The sequence below is a fragment of the Pseudomonas sp. JS425 genome, assembly GCF_018223845.1.
Taxonomy (GTDB): Bacteria; Pseudomonadota; Gammaproteobacteria; order Pseudomonadales; family Pseudomonadaceae; genus Aquipseudomonas; species Aquipseudomonas asiatica.
The window spans coordinates 796,547-813,783 of the sequence record NZ_CP073661.1 but is presented as its reverse complement, the minus strand read 5'-3'; the positions used below and the strand labels follow the sequence as shown (position 1 = coordinate 813,783).

Here is a 17,237-nt window from a genome sequence, read left to right as displayed (position 1 = left end):
ATGCTGCCCCATCCGACCCTGGACAAGCTCCAGACCCTGCGCCTGACCGGCATGCTCAAGGCACTCGCCGAGCAACTGAAAACCCCCGACATCGACAGCCTGAGCTTCGTGGAACGCCTCGGCCTGCTGGTCGACCGCGAACTGACCGAACGCGACGACAAGCGCCTCAGCAGCCGCCTGCGTCAGGCCCGGCTCAAGCACAACGCCTGCCTCGAAGACATCGACTACCGCAGCCCGCGCGGACTCGACAAGGCGCTGATCCTCCAGCTGAGCAGCGGTCAGTGGTTACGCGACGGACTCAACCTGATCATCAACGGGCCCACCGGCGTGGGTAAAACCTGGCTGGCCTGCGCCCTGGCACACCAGGCCTGCCGAGAGGGTTACAGCGTGCGTTACCTGCGCTTGCCGCGCCTGTTGGAAGAGTTGGGCCTAGCCCATGGCGACGGGCGCTTCGCCAAGCTGATGAGCGGCTATGCCAAGACCGACCTGCTGATCCTTGATGACTGGGGCCTGGCCCCGTTCACCGCCGAACAGCGCCGCGACATGCTGGAGCTACTGGACGACCGCTACGGCCAGCGCTCGACCCTCGTGACCAGCCAAATGCCCGTGGACAACTGGCACGAACTGATCGGCGATCCAACCCTGGCCGATGCCATCCTCGACCGCCTGGTGCACAACGCCTACCGGATCAACCTCAAGGGCGAGTCGATGAGAAAGCGGGTGAAGAAATTGACGGCGCCGGGCGCCTCAGACTAACAATGCAACCCCTGCGTCGCTGCGCTCCGACTGCCTGTCCGAATGATCGTGGAACAGGTGTCCGGATCAGCGTGGGCTGAGTGTCCGAATGGCGTGGAATCCGCACGCGAAGCTTCTCATGGAGCTTCAGTTGCTCCTGACGAGCAATCATGGTGACGTATTGTGACCACTTGCCATAGGGAATTTTCGCCTGAACTTGCTCGAAAAAGTCGCGTTGCGCCCCCCATCCCCAACCATTTAGCTCATGGAGTTTCTCTAGAGCATCTGCAAGGGAGAGCTCTTCCACAGGGTCTGTTTCGAGGACAAGTGACGCAAGCAACGATTCGGCAGCAACTTGCTCTTGATGGCGTCGCTCGACATCGGCGAGAAGGGGTGAACCTCTCCAGTTATTCAGGTCGTTGTATTCGCGTGTAGAGACTTCAATCCGCTCAGCCAGTGAGGTCAAGTACTCGTACTCGCCGGACATCTCATCGAAGGCGGACTTTGCCAGGCCTGCCAAGGCACGAGGTACCGCGGCGCCAAATCCGTGAGGATTGTTTTGCTGGTACTGGGTGATCAACTCCTCTGTGACCCCCTCCAGCCGCCCCACTTGCCGACGCTCTAGGGTCTCAATCAATTGCTCAGTACCGCACACATAGAGCTCTGCCGGATTAGCAGTGCGAAGGATTGCCACGGCAGCCGCTGGATCGATCTTCTCTAAATGGATCAACGCCCTGACATACGGGAGGAGTGTGTAATCAAGTGTGACCCTACCGCGATCCTCCCACCGCGCAAGCTTAGCCAACCCTTTCACGCCCGAGACTCTAGCCATCGCCATGCCATACAGGCCCCAATTGAACTTGTTTTCCTCCTCACCGAGATTCAATTCGCAAATGTTCGAAAGCGTATGACTGTCCTCATCCGATAGCTCCTCGCCATGCAGGGAGGCTGCAAACTGCATCAACTCATTCACGAACTGATAGTCGCCAGAGCCGACGGCATCCATCTGCTCCAAGCCCCGATGAAAGTAGACAACAGCTTCCTGCTGGCTGGCTGGCGATACCGCTCGCGCTAAGTCGGCGAACAACGCTGCTCGCTGCTTGACCTCATCTTCTCGTTCGATGGCCTTTTTGGCGATGTTGGCTGTAGCCCCGGCCAGAGCTTGAAACTCGGGCCGGACGGCCAGCACACTAACGATGCTGATCAGATGCGGAATATCGGAAACTCCCCGGGCTTGTACTGCCTCCAGGTAGTTGACAACCTCAGCGTGCTCTAGAGAAGGTGCTGCTTCGAACGCCAACGTCAGAAGCCGGTCGGCCACCAATAGTCGTTGTCGTTGAGCATCAGTGCCACCGGATTGGTAGTCGTTGCAGCGGAGCAGCTCTGGCCAGAGGTCGAGTAGGGGAGTCAAGCAAAGCCCACTTTCAAGCGGGTGACCGAAGCAGGCGGCAAATGCACGGGTGATTGTTAACCAGTGATCCAGTTGGTGTGCCAGGAACTTCACGGCAGAGCTTTTCGTATCGGCTGAGATGCCCTTCTCATGGCTATCATTCGCGAGCTTCTCTTTAGCCTTCGTCTCGAGCTCAGCCTTCAAAGCTGTAATGAGCTCCAGCCCTTGTAGTTCCGCAGGCATATGCAAGATTAGATCAGCCAGTTCTTGGGGGAGCAGATGTCGCTCAAGGAGGTTTACCTCCTCGGCGGCGCAGAGCAGCGCCTGCTTTGCCAGAAATGAATAGACCTCTCCAGACCAGTAATCGCTCATGTATACGTACAACGAAGGAGCAGATACTGGCGTGGCGACCAGGATGCCGCGGGCCTCTGTTTTCATTCCCTGCATCAAGGCTATTGATGCTGCTCGTAACAACCCACGGATGATCCGCGGATGTTTGTAGCCATGGTCCTTCTCTCCCACCCGCACCTGTCCGGCTTTTTCGCAAGCCTCCGCGAGCCTGGTGATCAGGACTTTTTGCAGGGATTGATCTCCTTCAACAAAAGGAATCAGAGCTGTCAGAGCTCCCGAACCCAACAACTCCGATTTCAAGAAAGCTTCTACCGCGCAGCTTTGGAGGCTCCCCAAATCAGCGCCCAGGCGTAGGAGGGGTACTAGAGTTTCGGCCACCTCAAAGGCATACCAATCCATCCATACCGCGAAGTCGTGTGCCGCACGTTCACTCTCCCCTTTAATGAGATAGCAGAAAGGCACGGCAGCCATGTCCAAGGCAGTCGGGTCCGCTCTGTCGTGCTGCAACTGACGTTCGCGGTCTTGTTCAAACCAGTGAGTTCTCCACTCTCTAACCCGGTGGGCGTGGTGATAGGCATCTGCTAAATCACCGCCAAGACCATAAGCAATCGTCAGCCGCGCGTGACGTGTACCAGGCCAGTGAGTACGTAACTCAAAAAGACGCCGGATTGAGTCAGCATCCCCGGAAAACACCGTGAGGTCAGGATTGTCGAGAATGTAATCCGTACCACGCTGATCCACGGCGGCAAGCGTCGATAATTCCACCAGAAGAGGGACCAAGTGGTTCACTTCATCCCTCTCCGCCGCGTAGGCCACTGCCGCCCGCAAACGCGCGTGTCGAATGGCCTGCCGACTCACAGCACTTTTGATGGAACTCGGGGTCCGGTCATCAAAAGCAAGGTCGAACAGCCGCTCGCCGTCCTCCAGTTGCTGCAATAAATCGGGCAATGTGGTCGCGGCATAGATCGACGTGGCCTGCATGCCAAAAAGGTTATTTGCGAGACTGCGTAAGATGTCTTTATTTGCGCAATGCTGGTCTCGGATGAGGGTTTCTGTGGGCTCATCCCGGAACATCAGTCCATGCTTGGTATGCTCTAACAGCGGGGACAGGTCTGCGGCGAAGCTGGCGATAGCACCCTCAGCCAGCCCGCTGGCCTCAGCAAACTCCCGCACGGGGACTGGCGGCGGCAGAGACGCCAGGCCCGTCAAAAACATATTGATTTCAGGGTCACGGTAGCCGTGCTTGCGCGCCTGTTTGAGCGCGGACTCGATTCGTTTGTGTAGCAGTTCATCCAACTGGATGACATTGTCCCTTTCAGATGAAGCCAGAAGTCCGGGAGCATCTGCGACCAGATGCTCAAGGACGCGAGCGTTGCCTCGTGATCGAGACTGAGCAACTTGAACATTGGCTTCGCTGTGCTCGACCAGCCGATCTCGCAGGAACTCGCGGGTTTCATCGATCGTGAAGGGCAGTAACTCGAACTGTTCACATATCGCGTCGCCCGTCGCCAAGGCACGTCGATGGGTGCGTGAGCTAACCACTACTTGCACGCCTGGGATCGGATCACCGTGAGTTATGCTGGCGAGCAGAAGCGCAGGGAAGGATGCTTCACCGCGATCTCTGGCTTGCTCGCCAGCATTATCGATTGCGTCAAACAACAGGATGAGTTGCCGATTTGCCCCGAAGCGTCGAACCGTTTCTGCGGCTTGATTCATTCGTAAGCGAAACACCCTGATCAGGTCATCGCTGTTATCGGTACCCGGTAGTAGTGGGTCACAAAAACCTCGACACGCCAGTTCATTGACGATGTGAACCAAACCTTTCCGTGGGAGATGCCGAGCATCGCCAGGGGCGCGGTACTGCCCCATGCCGAAACAATCGAAGAGAACAATCTCATGGGTTTCTGCAAGACGACCCGCAATCGAATTCATAAAAACCGTCTTACCGATACCACCGTCCGCATGGATGACCAAAGGGGCGGTAAGTTGCGGAATTTTTGCGACGACATCGGATAGCTGGCGACGCTCTAATACCGCGCCGACATCTGGAAAACTTGCGGGACAGGGCATGAGGTCGCGTTCATCTTGCAGTTCTAGGGCAGTCAAAATATCAGCGCGAGTTATGACATTTCGCCGTTGATTGGCGAGGTTCGCTTTATCTCGAGCAAGCTCCCTGATGGAGTTGAGCCGGACTCTGGCCTGAGGATCACGTGCAGCGGCCCAGTCCGCGAGGACCACTGCCAACCGGTGCTTGCTTTCCCGCAGATCTCCGCGAAGCCCCGTGAAATGCAGCCGGCTAACAAACTCCACCAAGTCCTTGCCCTTGAGCTTACAAGCTGCCTTGACTTGGTCTGCCTGCTCTTTCGCGGTGCCCGTCAACACCGTTCCGGCAATGATTCCAGCGATCGCATTGTCCAACTCAGAGAGAATCGGACGGTTCGTCACAAGCTCAAAACGAAGCTTGTCTCGCGCTTGAGCAGTGCCGTATTTGGTTTTGTGAGATCGATAGGTCTTGGCGAATTTATCAATGGTTTTCTTTGCGTCAGCCGCGCGAAATGCCTTGTCTTCCGACGCTTTGGAGTATTTGACCTGCACTACAACGATCTGGTGCGCCTGCTCGAACGAGGCAGCACTCCCAAAATACAAAACGGCATCGGCAATTTCGTTGCCCGCGTCCGCTGCTCCTTTTTGGTCAATGGGAGAAAAGCCCTCAATCGCAACCCCAATGAATTTGTCTTTAGGCAGCACCAACCCCAAACACTTACGGGCCACCCACGCCTCGTGGAATTCGTGACCGTCCCGGGACGCCCGGACACTGTCCATTTTTTCACGCGTTTTAGTCATTGCGATCGAAGCGCTCCCTGCTCGCCTTTCTGAGTCTCTATGAGTCGATCATGACATTTTCTGCTGGCGCGGCCTATCTGGAGGAGCTGTCAAATCAGTCTTTGCTGTAGCGGGAGATCGGATAGGAAGACCGCACCCGATGCCGTGTTGTACGAATTGATGGTCATCAATTTGCGCCCTGAACTCGCTCGAATCACAGTATTGGTCGAAATCGTCTATATCACGCCCTTTACGTGGTGCCTGAATCCAACATCGATACAATGTTCCGTAATGCCTAGCGTTTGAACACCCATGACTTTTCTAATCGACGAGTGATCAGCCGCACAGTCAACAAGTAGTAATACCGCGTCAACTCACTGTGGCGGTCTAGGCAATGCTCGAGAAACCACGCCACATGCTTTCTCTGCCAGGACCAAGGCGTCTCACGCTGCCAGCGCTCGGCAATTGCAGTGTGGATGGCCTTCGCCTGCCGTAAATGGCGTTGACGCGTCGCGTGCGACCCGGATAGCACGCCCGCCAAGAACCACTCCATATCGAATGGTTTGCTCATGTCCGCCCTCCAACGTAGGCAGCGGCCACGTCCATCCGACCGTGCCCCAGTTCGTAGCTGATTTGCCACCGGGCCTCACGATCAAGGTTCCTATCTACCTGGTAGCATTGGCCGCCGTTAACCGGCGCAACGTGTTGGGTGATCTGCTCGTAGCGCTCACATGCATACGCCGCCCGCAGCTCATGGAAACCTTTTAGGTTGTCTGCATGTAGGATGTCCCGCGCGGGACGGACGATTTCCTGCAGAACGCTCCGATAGCTTTCGTTAGAAGCAATTAGGTTGCGGCTACTCGCAGGCGACACCTGCCGTGCAAACCAAAGTGCGTCTTGAACATGCTGGTCTACCGCAATCCATCGTGGCGCTGAGGCGCCAGCTCGGCCGCCTTTGGTGCCATCCTGGATGTTTATCCTGCCTAGGTCGTTAGCCTCACGGCTCAGCCGTGGTAAGTCGGCCAGGATGGCCTCACGCAAGCGCATGCCGGTAGCTCGTGCTAACAGAATGATCGCGGCGGCCCGTAGGTGATGATGGCGGCAAAGCGTATCGACGATCTGCTTAACCTGTTCACGGTCTTGCCCCTGTGGCACCGACTGTCGAACCCCGGTGCGCTGCATACCCAACGCCTTGCTCGGACTTGGCAGTTTCACATGCTGATCACCGCGAAGCGCTGCCATGGTCCTGTTAACGCTGGATAGGCGGTTTTGTGCGGTGCTGACAGCAAGGTCACCGCGCCTAACCACGTCGCGTAGATACGCCGCATAGTCCGCCAACACCTTCCGATCAATCTGCCGCGCATCATTCATACCCGGCCCCTGTTCTGAGCGGCACCATTTCACGAATGCCTGCCACCGATCACAGTGCGCCTTGACCGTGCCGTAATGGCCGCCGCCGAACATGTCTTTCAGCGCTTGCGGCCCTGCGTAGCTCAATTGCCTGCCGTAGCCGAAATTGCGGCCATCGCGTCTACTCACCAATGCCATATTGGTCACCTCATCTTCTGCTTTCTCCGATCCTCGCCCCACGTCATCCCGCCAAGAATGCTGAGTGTTATCAGGGATCAAGGCCCCTGCGACCTGTGGGGAATGTCCTCTACGCGGGACTGGCGGCTCCTTACGTCCGGGAGCAAGGGCATCTCATGATCTGGCCTCCTGAACACCGTTACCGGTGGGCGGGTGGAAGCAGTGCTGGCTGACTAAACCAGCGCCTGAAGATCCTGAGCCAGGTGCAAGCAGCAATGCGATGACCGGGGGCATGCCTGACTGTCAGTCAGGTGCAGTCCATTCCCTGGTCTGCGGCACCATCGTCTACAGCGCTGTTGCTGGTGACATCGGCGTTTGTCACGCCGATTGTCACGATGGGGATTGCCGCAAAGCCTTGTGCGATCAGGGCTGCAGCAGTGTTAGAAGTGCCCGTCTCTTTCCAGAAGAAAGAGACGGGCACAGGTTGGCGCAAAAATTTGGCCAAGCGGATAGGTTGCTGCAGGGCAGCGAAGTACGGAGTATCTGGCGCACGAGCGCCATATGTATAAGAGCATCCATCACATGGGTAGTGACCGGGTGAGCTGCCGGATGCGAATCGCCCTTGGGGAGAACCACCGCCAGAGCGGCGTGACCTTGAAGGCTCTGGTCACCTGGGGTGCTGTCAACGACAGCCTTTGCACTGTCTTTTCTACGCCCGCAATCCGGGAGGGTCAAGCGATGTGCACCGCATGGTTTTGCGATTGAAAATGGTACTGGGCGTATACGGAACACCGTGGCACCCAGTGGCCGATGTGGTGCTTTTGATCTTTTTAGGTAAGGTCCATCCAAACAGGGCGGCTTTGCAGCCCTGTTTGGATGGACCCGAATGGAAAGCGGATCATCGAAACTTCAAAGCCGTGCGCTCACTCGACTGCGCCACGCCTTGCTCTTAGGCTAGAAACGTTTGCCCCGGTCTGATTCGCGAACTCATGCGGCGAGATATGCTCCTGCCGGTTCGCTTCGAGGTAACGGCTCCACCAACTCATGATCATTCGCCGTTCCTCCAGGAACTCAGCCTTGTGGATATACGCCGCTCGAACGTTGTTGCGCTCCCTGTGGCTCATCTGCCGCTCGATAGCCGTCTCTGACCACAGCCCGGATTCGACCAAGGCACTGCACGCCATGGACCGAAAGCCATGCCCGCAAATTTCGGTCTTGGTGTCGTAGCCCATGTTCCGCAAAGCGCTGTTGACCGTGTTCTCAGACATAGGCTTCCACGAGCGAGCGTCACTGGTAAACACCAGATCAAAGTACCCCGTGATCGCATGAATCTGTTCGAGTAACGCCACCGCTTGCGGTGACAGAGGGACCAGATGGATATCGCCCGCCATCTTCGTCCCTCTGGTCGAATACGGAACGCCTTCCAAAGCGGGCCGCGTATCCGGTATCTCCCATATGCCGCGCTTCAGGTCGAACTCACTCCAACGTGCGAAGCGCAATTCGCTGGAGCGCACGAACACGTGTAGCGACAGCATGACTGTCAGCCGAGTGAGCGTACGTCCCTTGTAGTTCTCGATGCGGTCCATCAACTCAGGCAGACGAGAGAGCGGGAGTGCAGGCCGGTGCGTAACCCGTGGCGCGCTGATGAAGCCCTCAAGATCATATGCAGGGTTCACCGTGATCAGCCGCTGCCGCTTAGCCTCACGCATGATGCTCTGTAGGTAGTTTTGCACCCTCAAGGCCACATCGATCGTGCCGCGTTTTTTGATCTCTTCCAGCGGCTGCATGAGGTCGAAGGTATCCAGATCAACGATGGCGCGTGCGCCGAGCAGCGGGAATACGTGAGTCTTCAAGCGACTCAACACAGTCCTAGAATGGCCCGGCGCCCACTTCACGGACATTTCCTTATGCCAGTCCAAGGCAACGCGTTCGAACGTGTGCCCTCTGACAACCGCCTCGGCCTTGGCCTGCTGCTTGGACGCGATCGGATCAATACCCTCAGCCAGCATCCGCTTAGTTTCCAGACGCTTCTGCCGAGCATCTGCGAGACCAATGACGGGATAGTTGCCAAACGAGGTCAGCCCCTCTCGCCCATCTGGTTTCACATACCGGAAACGCCAGCCTTTGCGGCCGTTGGGGTAAACGAGGAGGTAAAGACCGTCACCGTCGAAAAGCTTGTATGGGCGGTCAGTAGGTTTGGCCGAACGACATGCGGTGTCAGTCAGGGGAGCAGTAGTACGAGCCATAAGGGTAAACCCCTTTATCGAATCGACTTTATCCCAAACGTTACCCCTAAATCGGCTGGCAGCTGTCGGAATCCGACGGAACGCCATAACGAAAAAACCCGCCAGAAGGCGGGTTTTACGGGGGTTACAGAGAATTTGGTAGCCTTCGCTGGAACCTGAACTGGTGCCGGAGACAGGAATCGAACCTGCGACCTTCGCGTTACGAGTGCGTTCTAGACACTAGCAGGCACGGACCAAACCCAGTGAATATTGGGCGTTACCGTGTGGTTGTGTCGTCTGAAACATGTCCGTATAGTCCATTTCGCTGTCACCCTGCTGTCACGGACGCCGAGCCATGAAAACCAAGTTTACCGCCAAGCTTCTTGCGGGCATTCAGCCGCAGGAGAAGCCCTACCGCATACACGATACAGCGCAGCCCGGCCTATCCATCAGAGTGCTACCCAGCGGCCACGCTAGCTATATGGTCAGTTGGGGCAGAAACCAAGCGGCCACTCTGGGCCGGGTCGGTATGATGACACTCGACCAGGCCAGGACGGAAGCTGCAAGGTGGCTGGCGGAAGCGCACGAGCACGGAGCCCCGTTGGTCGCTACCAAGAACAAGCGCCGGGTCATTCACACCCTGGAAAGCTATCTGACCGAAAGCTATTACCCTTGGCTGGAAACGCACCACAAAGCTCACCAGAAAACGCGGCACGCCATAGAGCACAGCTTTACCTCGTTGATGGCAAAGCCCCTGTCAGATCTCAACCAGCGCGATCTAGAGGCCATGCGGGTAAAGTGGCTAGCAGCCGGCCTGAAGGAAGCTACCGCCAACAGGAAACTGGCAGCGCTTCGTGGCGCCCTCTCCAAAGCCGTAGAGTGGGGCGTGATCGAGACTCACCCCATGACCAAGCTCAAGCCCCTGCGCCTCGATACACGCGGTCGGGTTCGATTCCTATCAGGGGAAGAGGAACAGCGCCTACGCAAAGCCCTAGAAAACCGCGAAGAGCGCATACGACGCGAGCGTGATACCGCCAACCAATGGCGTCAGGCCAGAAAAAAAGACGAGCTACCAGATCTGCGCAAGCTAACGTTTGCGGACCACCTTAAACCCATGACAATAATCAGCTTGAACACAGGACTTCGGCGCGGAGAATTATTCAACTTAACTTGGGCCGACATTGATATTCAGCGAAGGAATTTGACGGTAGTTGGAGATAGTGCAAAATCCGATCAGACACGACACATTCCACTAAACACTGAGGCTCTGCATACAATATGCGAGTGGCAAAAACAGTCGACCGATAGTGGACGTCTATTTCCAAGTCAAACTGGCGGACGTATGGATAACGTTAAAAAGTCATGGGATGGAGTGTTGAAGGCCGCCGAAATATCCTCATTTAGATGGCATGATCTGCGTCATACGTTTGCCTCAAAACTCGCTATGAGGGGCGTACCGCTCAACACGATAAGAGATCTGCTAGGCCATGCCGATCTCAAGATGACCTTGCGTTATGCCCACTTAGCGCCAGACACTAAGGCTGCTGCCGTAGAGTTACTTTAGGATCACAAGCCAGAAATCTTTAGGTACTCTTTATATCTAACTCTTAGATTTGGATTCTTCTCTTTGAATTCCGCATAGTTTTCAAGAGAGGCCATATGCAAACGGATGCTCTCAAGACTAACACAAGGTACAACGCTGAAGCCATCTTCACTTACGAGATTTTCTTCAGCTGTAAAAATATTATCCTGCCCTCCAAACAAATCAATATTCAATACAATCGCCTTAGTGATTTCTTTATCACGAGCTGTAAGAACCTCATACGCCAGATAGTGGAGCCTTAGCTTCGTTAATAACGGCTCACCAGAACAATACGCCATTTTAATTGCGTCTTTCAAAGTTAGTTCGCCGTGCTCTAGCACGCTTTCATTTATTAAATAATCTACTTCCTCGATCTTTATCTCTCCTGCTGCCTGAGTGATCAACCGTTCAATAACTCTGGTCGCAGTTACCCCCTCCACATTAGCGATAGACTCCAAAAGAAGCTTGCAGACGGGATCAACTCGCAGATGAATTATCTCTGACTTTTTTCGGACAGCCATTTTTGATCCTTACAAAAAGGGAATGCCCAAAGAATGCCACAGGAAAACGAACAACACAAGACCAAGGCAACACATAATTTTGTGTTGACACACTGAGTGGCGCCACGATAAGGTGCGCTCATCGTCAACTTTAGGGGCCGCTAGGCTCAGATTGAGGAGAAAGTGTATGAGGCACCGAGAACTGCCAACCCCCCTCTCTGTTGGGGTAGACGAAAGCGCACGCTTAATCGGGGTCGCCCGATCAATGATGTATGAAATTCTGGCGCGCGGTGATATTCAGAGTTTTAAAGTAGGCCGACGCCGCTTAATACTGATTAAAGAATTGGAGGAATTTATCAATCGCCAAGCTAAAGACTGTGCACGCTGAAATGGCTACATGATAGGAGAAGATCACAAATGGCATGTGCTGACATCCAGCATGCTAAAAATATCACCGCAGAAATTTTCGACGCTTCTGATGCACTTGAATGCGACACCTAATAATAGAGCGCAAGTACCACACATAATATTTAACCGTACGCCCGTCTAGTCAGGATATGGGGACGGCTCAATCAAAACTGTAAACGACTATTATTCAACGGGAGTGGTAGTCGTGAAGAAAAATTGCGCTTTTTGCCTATCGACAATTGAGAAAGGATCCAAACAATGGAAGAACCAGATTTACTGCACTACTAAATGCAGAAAAAATGCCCACCGCAAGATAAAATCTGCAAAAGCGAAAATCGAAAAAAAGCGCGCGAATTTAACCCAGAACGATGAAGTCTTATACCTGCTCAGACAGTGCAGAAGAGCGGGGACTGTACAAATACTGAACGGGCACGATCTAAGAAGCTTCATCGAAACTATGGAGCTTGTTAGATACAGGCCAAATGCAGATGTCCGATTATGCCATATCGCCCCCGTCAAGGGAAAAAAGTCAGTCGGACTATTCCACTGTAAAAATCTATTCTATGGCGGCACATACCAGAACCGAAAGTTTGGAAATCGCTATATTTCCGGGGGGCTATCAATAAAAACCAAAAAACTGCTTGGCAAGTGGTCAGTCCACGACGGAATGACAAACAATGAAATACTTATATTAGTTGAAAAATACTTAGGGGGAATAATACCTAAATACCTTGAACAGGCACCAGTCTGGAAATCCAAGAAAGTACAAATAATCAATAAAATAATAGAGCTAGGCGAGCGCAACGAGTTCGAGACTTTATTTCAGAAAAGCCATAAAGAACTAAGCGAAATCTGGGCAAAACTAAGCCACAGAAGACAACCATCATGGTCTATCCAAAGAGAATCAAAGTACATCGCCTATATGGATAGCATCACGAGGTTCATTGGCTACAAAAACAAAAACTTCAAGAGCTTAGAAAAGCTGAGAAGAACCATGGTAATTGCATACATGGCTCTAGAGCGAGAAAAGGAAAGCAATACTAGAAATAAATATTTTTACGTTAAATATGAACCTCTAATCAGCATTAAGTACGGGCAAGCAATCTTAAAAAAATCAAGCTCCTGGAAAGAGCTAAAAGACCTAGTATATGAAACAGCCTTTAACACTTTACAAGGGGCCGATTTAGACGCAGAAAAATTTCACAACGACGTACTGTCATACTTGGAATTCCCGATAAAAGCTTGGCTTGAGGACAACTCCTTGTATGCAAGCTCTTTTGACTAACAAAGCCTATTACAAAAACTATAAGACTTCGCACTTAAGCCCAGCCGCATTAAATATAGCGAAATGCAGATAGCCGCAAGGCTATCTGCCGCTTGAAAGCCGACTTACAACTTAGTCGACCGCAAAATTGCCTCATAGCAGTCGCCAAACATCTTTTTACTTTTAAACATTGTCATGGCCAAGTCGACTTTACCTGCTTTATGCTCAACCCTAATAAACTTCTGATTCATGACATCTTCGATGCTCACCTTCAAAATATCTGAACATCTAATTTCATTTATTTTTGAGCTAAAATGCCCTGCCGGGACAAACAGAGTTTTCGATGACAGCCTAATTGCCTTTTTCTTTCCTGAAACCTTGGAAAAGAGCAGTACCATTATGACATAGATACAAAAGACAATACCTAAAACTCCGACAACCTTCATCACCACGTGAGCGTCCCAACCAAGGTGGACCAGAAGCTTAGTGAGGCCACCAGGAACTCTATCCAAACCAGAAGTAAAAACCAAGTATAGAGACATGCCACCAAAAGCAAGCACCAACAATATCATTTTTATGAAGTTTGGCTGGTAAGTAAAGCTGCTCTCAACTTCAGCGCCACCATTAACATATTCAGCTGAAGTTTTCATATCGGCTCCTCAGCAACGTTAACATAAAAATTCCCGTCATCAGTTGCTTCTACCGTATACCAAACTGGGGCAACGCTTTCTTTTGCTGGACCAGTCATCTTTAGCTCGGCCGCGCATTTAAACGCCCCGGTCTTTTCGTTCTCATCAGTGGTGCGTATATTGGCCACACTGAAATTTATAGAACGCACTAAAGCCGCGCCCAACTGTTTTGTGAGCTCACCTTTAGTTATGTCTATAACCAAATCAGTAGTTCGAACATCACTGCATGATGGAACACTATTGGAACATGCCCCCAATATCACTAGAGAGCCACAAAGTCCTGCCAAAGCCAGGCACTTACTCAACGACATTCCCATATAAATCTTCCTTGCACCATCTTAATATACGTACTAACTCGAAAAATCACTCGCCGCCATTTTCAGCAAACCATTGGAGTTCGTCCGCTCTTTCTTGAGTCATACTAAGCTCACATCCAACACCATTTAGAACATCCATAGAACCACCAGATAAGGTATAGTACATACCACAATTGGAGTCCCTATACTTTATCCACACACGCTGAACATCTCGCAGCTGTGTTTTTTTATCAGCCGCAAGATTAGCCATTGCGACCTTATAATATTTGTTCAATCGCTCATTTTGCTTCGTCAGTTCCTCGTTACTACAATCACTCAGGTTTGATGTAATCCCTTCAGATTTGTCCACACACATAGCGTACTCAGCAGAGTAGTTTTCCTGTGCTGACGCGTGGAGTGAAAATACGAGCGATAGTGAAAGCACAGCTAGATGGCGATTCATTATTAAAGTCCATTTTACAACTCAGGAAATCCAATGATAACCATGAATGGCATTTTGCCGCTACACCTTTTAGCTATCAGTAGATAGCTCGCAGCGGGCATTGCCTGCATTACAAGCAAGGCTTCAAGTCTGAAAGCGTGTCATTTTTACGTATACTTAGACTGATACAGGCGAACTGATCCTCCTATCAGCCGTTTTGCTTGATATGTAACACCCAAAGTGCAACACTAGTAGGAGAACACCCTAACTGATACAGGACGCATCATGTTTATACGTGCCTACCTTCGTGCATCCACAGACGAGCAGGACGCCGGTCGCGCCCGCGACTCGCTGGAAAGGTTCGTGCAGGATCAGAACAAGGCCATTGCTTGTGAGTACATTGAGAATGCCAGCGGGGCTGCATCGGATCGCCCTGAGTTGTTGCGTTTACTCAAGGATGCTCGAAAAGGGGATGTTCTGTTGGTTGAGTCCATTGATCGTCTCTCTCGCCTGCCTGTAGACGATTGGAACAAGCTCAAGACAGCTATAGACGCTAAAGGCCTTCGCATCGTCGCGTTGGACCTGCCTACTAGTCACCAGGGATTGCGTGATACCAAGGGCGATGAGTTCACGAATCGTATGCTTAGCGCAATCAACTCAATGCTTGTGGAAATGATGGCTGCGATTGCTAGGAAGGATTATGAGCAGCGGCGGGAGCGCCAAGCACAGGGAATCCAGAAAGCTAAAGCAGCTGGAAAGTACCAAGGGCGCCCGGTGGATGAAGAGCTGCACAAACGGGTCAAGGAACTGCTGGGAGCTGGTATGGGCATCCGGGCCACCGCTAGGCATGCCAATTGCTCGACTACTACCGTGCTACGCATCCGCGATACGGCAGCGTAAAATGTCGCCAGCACCACGAAAAAGCCCCACTCAGAGCGCTCTGAGTGGGGCTTTTTGCTGTCACCATGCTGTCACAGCCTCTTCTGCTGTCACATAAAAATCGCTGGAGACCTTGAATTTACTGGTGCCGGGGACAGGAATCGAACCTGCGACCTTCGCGTTACGAGTGCGCTGCTCTACCGACTGAGCTACACCGGCGTGTAGCGCAACGTACCACTGCTCGCACCCGTTACGCAAACCCCTGTTTCCGCTAGTTTATTGCCCCACCCTCAAGGCGCCTCGCACCCCTTCGGCGCCAGGTCTTCCTCGATGTCGGTCGTACACGTCCATCCGCTAGCCGAACGCGTCAGGGTCAGTGCCTTGCCGAGCACGGTCGCCGGCGCATCCACCAGCGTGCAAACGATGCTCCCAGTGCCATCCGCCGCCTTGCCGCTAGCCGTGATCGCACAGTGCGCCGTCGCCGGCTGGCCACCCAGCGCGGCCACATCCGGCACATCCTTCCCGTCATTCAACCGCAGGTCCATCGCGGTCTTCAGCGCGCTGATCTCCAGCAACCCGGCCGCGGCCTTGGAGCGTGACTGGTGGTTGGTGTACATCGGTAAGGCGATGGTCGCCAGAATGCCGATGATCGCGACGACGATCATCAGTTCGATCAGGGTGATACCGCGTTGCCCTTTCATGAACGTTTTCCTTTTTGATACGCGTACTCGTTGAGGTCAGGCTCGACCCCGGCTGGCAGCGGCGCAGTAGGCCTGAACAGACACCTTTTGTCACCCCTGCCCGCTTGGGCGTCGTCTTCGCTGAACTACTCTAGTGAGCATCTCGGACGCACGCCCTTGCATGGGCGCGGCAAGCTGTTTCCAGGCTTGTCGCACGGGCAGAAAAAGGACCTTGTATGACCCAATCCACACTCCTCTACACCTGGCACGGCACCGACGCCAATGGCGCACCGGTCAGTGGGCAAACGCCCGGGCGCAGCCCGGCTTATGTGCGTGCCGGGCTTATCCGCCAGGGCATCAAGGTTGCCAGTTTGCGGCCTGCCGGTGGGCTGACGTTCAGTTTGCCGAATCGGCGGGCAAAGGCCGACCCGGCGGGGTTCAGCCGGCAGTTGGCGACCTTGCTCAAGGCCGGGGTGCCGCTGCTGCAGGCGTTCGAGGTGATGGGGCGCAGTGGCTGTGATGCGGCGCAGGCGGCATTGCTGGGTAGATTGAAACAGGATGTGGCCTCGGGCCTGGGGCTGGCAGATGCGTTGCAGCGCCACCCGGGGTGGTTCGATGCGCTGTACTGCAACCTGGTGCGGGTGGGTGAGCAGTCCGGCACGCTCGACCGGCAGCTGGAACAGTTGGCAGGCATGCTGGAGCAACGTCGGGCGCTGCACAAGAAGGTGCGCAAGGCGATGATCTACCCGTTGCTGCTGTTGCTGACGGGGTTGGGGGTGTCGGCGATCCTATTGCTGGAGGTGATTCCGAAATTCGAGGGCATGTTCTCTGGCATGGGCGTGGCGTTGCCGGCATTTACCCAATGGGTGATCGACTTGTCCACAGGGCTGAGCCGCTTTGCGCCGCTGTTGCTGGTGATGGGCGTGGTGCTGGGTTTTGCCATGCGCCAGCTCTACCGGCAGCACGCGCCAGCGCGCCTGTGGATATCTTGCCGGGTGCTGGGCTTGCCGGTGTTCGGCACGCTGCTGGGGCAGGCGGCGCTGGCGCGCTTTGCGCGTAGTCTGGCAACGTCCTATGCCGCCGGCGTGCCGTTGCTGGATGCGCTGGGCACGGTGGCAAGGGTCAGTGGTGGCGACCTGCATGAACAGGCGGTGTTGCGGTTGCGTCAGGGCATGGCCAATGGGCAGGGGCTGCACCAGGCGATGGCCGCTGAGCCGCTGTTTCCGCCGCTGCTGGTTCAACTGACGGCCATCGGGGAATCCAGTGGCACGCTGGACCAGATGCTGGAAAAAGCCGCCAGCCATTACGAGGAACAGGTCAGCCAGGCGCTGGACCAATTGACCAGCCTGCTGGAGCCAGCCATCGTGCTGGTCCTGGGCCTGCTGGTGGGCGGCCTGGTGGTGGCGATGTACCTGCCGATCTTCCAGTTGGGTAGCTTGATCTGAA

The 17,237-nt window shown here is 54.1% G+C and carries 16 protein-coding genes and 1 tRNA gene; 6 read left to right on the top strand and 11 right to left on the bottom strand.

The features are described 5' to 3' along the window. Positions 1–756: an IS21-like element helper ATPase IstB gene (gene istB, locus KDB76_RS03695; RefSeq protein WP_038408850.1), complete on the top strand. Its 756-nt coding sequence runs from the start codon at positions 1–3 to the stop codon at positions 754–756. Here the strand turns inward: istB and KDB76_RS03690 are convergent. The 5 genes from KDB76_RS03690 to KDB76_RS03670 form a co-directional block, all read right to left on the bottom strand. Then, the gene (locus KDB76_RS03690; protein WP_144241743.1) at positions 695–5,320 is read right to left on the bottom strand and encodes an NACHT domain-containing protein; all 4,626 of its coding nucleotides are present in this window, start codon (positions 5,318–5,320) and stop codon (positions 695–697) included. The genes istB and KDB76_RS03690 overlap by 62 nt on opposite strands. Before the next feature lie 274 nt (positions 5,321–5,594). Further along, entirely contained in the window at positions 5,595–5,870 is a 276-nt protein-coding gene (locus KDB76_RS03685) for a hypothetical protein (protein WP_038408651.1), read from the bottom strand. Beyond that, positions 5,867–6,847, bottom strand: coding sequence for an integrase domain-containing protein (locus KDB76_RS03680; RefSeq protein WP_038408649.1), 981 nt, complete (start codon positions 6,845–6,847; stop codon positions 5,867–5,869). Before KDB76_RS03680 ends, KDB76_RS03685 begins: the two co-directional genes overlap by 4 nt. 286 nt (positions 6,848–7,133) lie before the next feature. After that, the gene (locus tag KDB76_RS03675) at positions 7,134–7,331 is read right to left on the bottom strand and encodes a hypothetical protein (RefSeq protein ID WP_232857351.1); all 198 of its coding nucleotides are present in this window, start codon (positions 7,329–7,331) and stop codon (positions 7,134–7,136) included. A 418-nt stretch (positions 7,332–7,749) separates the two neighbouring features. Further along, positions 7,750–9,072 carry an integrase arm-type DNA-binding domain-containing protein gene (locus KDB76_RS03670; RefSeq protein WP_038410338.1) on the bottom strand — a complete coding sequence of 441 codons (1,323 nt, stop codon included), beginning with the start codon at positions 9,070–9,072 and terminating at the stop codon, positions 7,750–7,752. A 334-nt stretch (positions 9,073–9,406) separates the two neighbouring features. Here KDB76_RS03670 and KDB76_RS03665 point away from each other — a divergent pair, with 334 nt between their 5' ends. Next, positions 9,407–10,615 (top strand): site-specific integrase, encoded by a 1,209-nt coding sequence (locus tag KDB76_RS03665; RefSeq protein WP_038408645.1) that lies wholly within the window; start codon positions 9,407–9,409, stop codon positions 10,613–10,615. 2 nt (positions 10,616–10,617) lie between these two features. Here the strand turns inward: KDB76_RS03665 and KDB76_RS03660 are convergent, their stop codons facing one another. Beyond that, entirely contained in the window at positions 10,618–11,154 is a 537-nt protein-coding gene (locus KDB76_RS03660) for a hypothetical protein (RefSeq protein ID WP_038408643.1), read from the bottom strand. A 166-nt stretch (positions 11,155–11,320) separates the two neighbouring features. Between KDB76_RS03660 and KDB76_RS03655 the strand changes: the two genes are divergently transcribed. Together KDB76_RS03655 and KDB76_RS29640 are read left to right on the top strand one after the other, a co-directional pair. Continuing rightward, positions 11,321–11,521 carry a helix-turn-helix domain-containing protein gene (locus tag KDB76_RS03655; protein ID WP_038408641.1) on the top strand — a complete coding sequence of 67 codons (201 nt, stop codon included), beginning with the start codon at positions 11,321–11,323 and terminating at the stop codon, positions 11,519–11,521. Between the two features lie 225 nt (positions 11,522–11,746). After that, positions 11,747–12,826: a hypothetical protein gene (locus KDB76_RS29640; RefSeq protein ID WP_235208027.1), complete on the top strand. Its 1,080-nt coding sequence runs from the start codon at positions 11,747–11,749 to the stop codon at positions 12,824–12,826. A 104-nt stretch (positions 12,827–12,930) separates the two neighbouring features. On the opposite strand, the gene KDB76_RS03645 is transcribed toward KDB76_RS29640, so the two are convergent. The 3 genes from KDB76_RS03645 to KDB76_RS03635 are packed head-to-tail and all read right to left on the bottom strand — an operon-like array spanning position 12,931 to position 14,253. Further along, positions 12,931–13,455: a hypothetical protein gene (locus KDB76_RS03645; protein ID WP_038408639.1), complete on the bottom strand. Its 525-nt coding sequence runs from the start codon at positions 13,453–13,455 to the stop codon at positions 12,931–12,933. After that, complete coding sequence (locus KDB76_RS03640; RefSeq protein ID WP_144241742.1) at positions 13,452–13,811, bottom strand: hypothetical protein; 360 nt, start codon at positions 13,809–13,811, stop codon at positions 13,452–13,454. Before KDB76_RS03640 ends, KDB76_RS03645 begins: the two co-directional genes overlap by 4 nt. Positions 13,812–13,857: 46 nt before the next feature. Further along, positions 13,858–14,253, bottom strand: coding sequence for a lysozyme inhibitor LprI family protein (locus KDB76_RS03635; RefSeq protein ID WP_080708126.1), 396 nt, complete (start codon positions 14,251–14,253; stop codon positions 13,858–13,860). 264 nt (positions 14,254–14,517) lie between these two features. Here KDB76_RS03635 and KDB76_RS03630 point away from each other — a divergent pair, with 264 nt between their 5' ends. Beyond that, positions 14,518–15,132: a recombinase family protein gene (locus KDB76_RS03630; protein ID WP_038408637.1), complete on the top strand. Its 615-nt coding sequence runs from the start codon at positions 14,518–14,520 to the stop codon at positions 15,130–15,132. A 122-nt stretch (positions 15,133–15,254) separates the two neighbouring features. Here the strand turns inward: KDB76_RS03630 and KDB76_RS03625 are convergent. Both KDB76_RS03625 and KDB76_RS03620 read right to left on the bottom strand, forming a co-directional pair. Further along, positions 15,255–15,330, bottom strand: a tRNA-Thr gene (locus KDB76_RS03625). 71 nt (positions 15,331–15,401) lie between these two features. Beyond that, on the bottom strand, positions 15,402–15,812 hold the full coding sequence (locus KDB76_RS03620) for a pilin (RefSeq protein ID WP_038408635.1): 411 nt from the start codon (positions 15,810–15,812) through the stop codon (positions 15,402–15,404). A gap of 215 nt (positions 15,813–16,027) precedes the next feature. Between KDB76_RS03620 and KDB76_RS03615 the strand changes: the two genes are divergently transcribed. After that, complete coding sequence (locus KDB76_RS03615) at positions 16,028–17,236, top strand: type II secretion system F family protein (protein ID WP_023660629.1); 1,209 nt, start codon at positions 16,028–16,030, stop codon at positions 17,234–17,236. The last annotated feature ends 1 nt before the right edge of the window (position 17,237 follow it).

Coding starts and splice junctions, on each gene's coding strand:
- istB (WP_038408850.1), top strand. CDS start 1: ATGCTGCCCCATCCGACCCTGGACAAGCTCCAGACCCTGCGCCTGACC.
- KDB76_RS03690 (WP_144241743.1), bottom strand. CDS start 5,320: ATGACTAAAACGCGTGAAAAAATGGACAGTGTCCGGGCGTCCCGGGAC.
- KDB76_RS03685 (WP_038408651.1), bottom strand. CDS start 5,870: ATGAGCAAACCATTCGATATGGAGTGGTTCTTGGCGGGCGTGCTATCC.
- KDB76_RS03680 (WP_038408649.1), bottom strand. CDS start 6,847: ATGGCATTGGTGAGTAGACGCGATGGCCGCAATTTCGGCTACGGCAGG.
- KDB76_RS03670 (WP_038410338.1), bottom strand. CDS start 9,072: ATGGCTCGTACTACTGCTCCCCTGACTGACACCGCATGTCGTTCGGCC.
- KDB76_RS03665 (WP_038408645.1), top strand. CDS start 9,407: ATGAAAACCAAGTTTACCGCCAAGCTTCTTGCGGGCATTCAGCCGCAG.
- KDB76_RS03660 (WP_038408643.1), bottom strand. CDS start 11,154: ATGGCTGTCCGAAAAAAGTCAGAGATAATTCATCTGCGAGTTGATCCC.
- KDB76_RS03655 (WP_038408641.1), top strand. CDS start 11,321: ATGAGGCACCGAGAACTGCCAACCCCCCTCTCTGTTGGGGTAGACGAA.
- KDB76_RS03645 (WP_038408639.1), bottom strand. CDS start 13,455: ATGAAAACTTCAGCTGAATATGTTAATGGTGGCGCTGAAGTTGAGAGC.
- KDB76_RS03640 (WP_144241742.1), bottom strand. CDS start 13,811: ATGGGAATGTCGTTGAGTAAGTGCCTGGCTTTGGCAGGACTTTGTGGC.
- KDB76_RS03635 (WP_080708126.1), bottom strand. CDS start 14,253: ATGAATCGCCATCTAGCTGTGCTTTCACTATCGCTCGTATTTTCACTC.
- KDB76_RS03630 (WP_038408637.1), top strand. CDS start 14,518: ATGTTTATACGTGCCTACCTTCGTGCATCCACAGACGAGCAGGACGCC.
- KDB76_RS03620 (WP_038408635.1), bottom strand. CDS start 15,812: ATGAAAGGGCAACGCGGTATCACCCTGATCGAACTGATGATCGTCGTC.
- KDB76_RS03615 (WP_023660629.1), top strand. CDS start 16,028: ATGACCCAATCCACACTCCTCTACACCTGGCACGGCACCGACGCCAAT.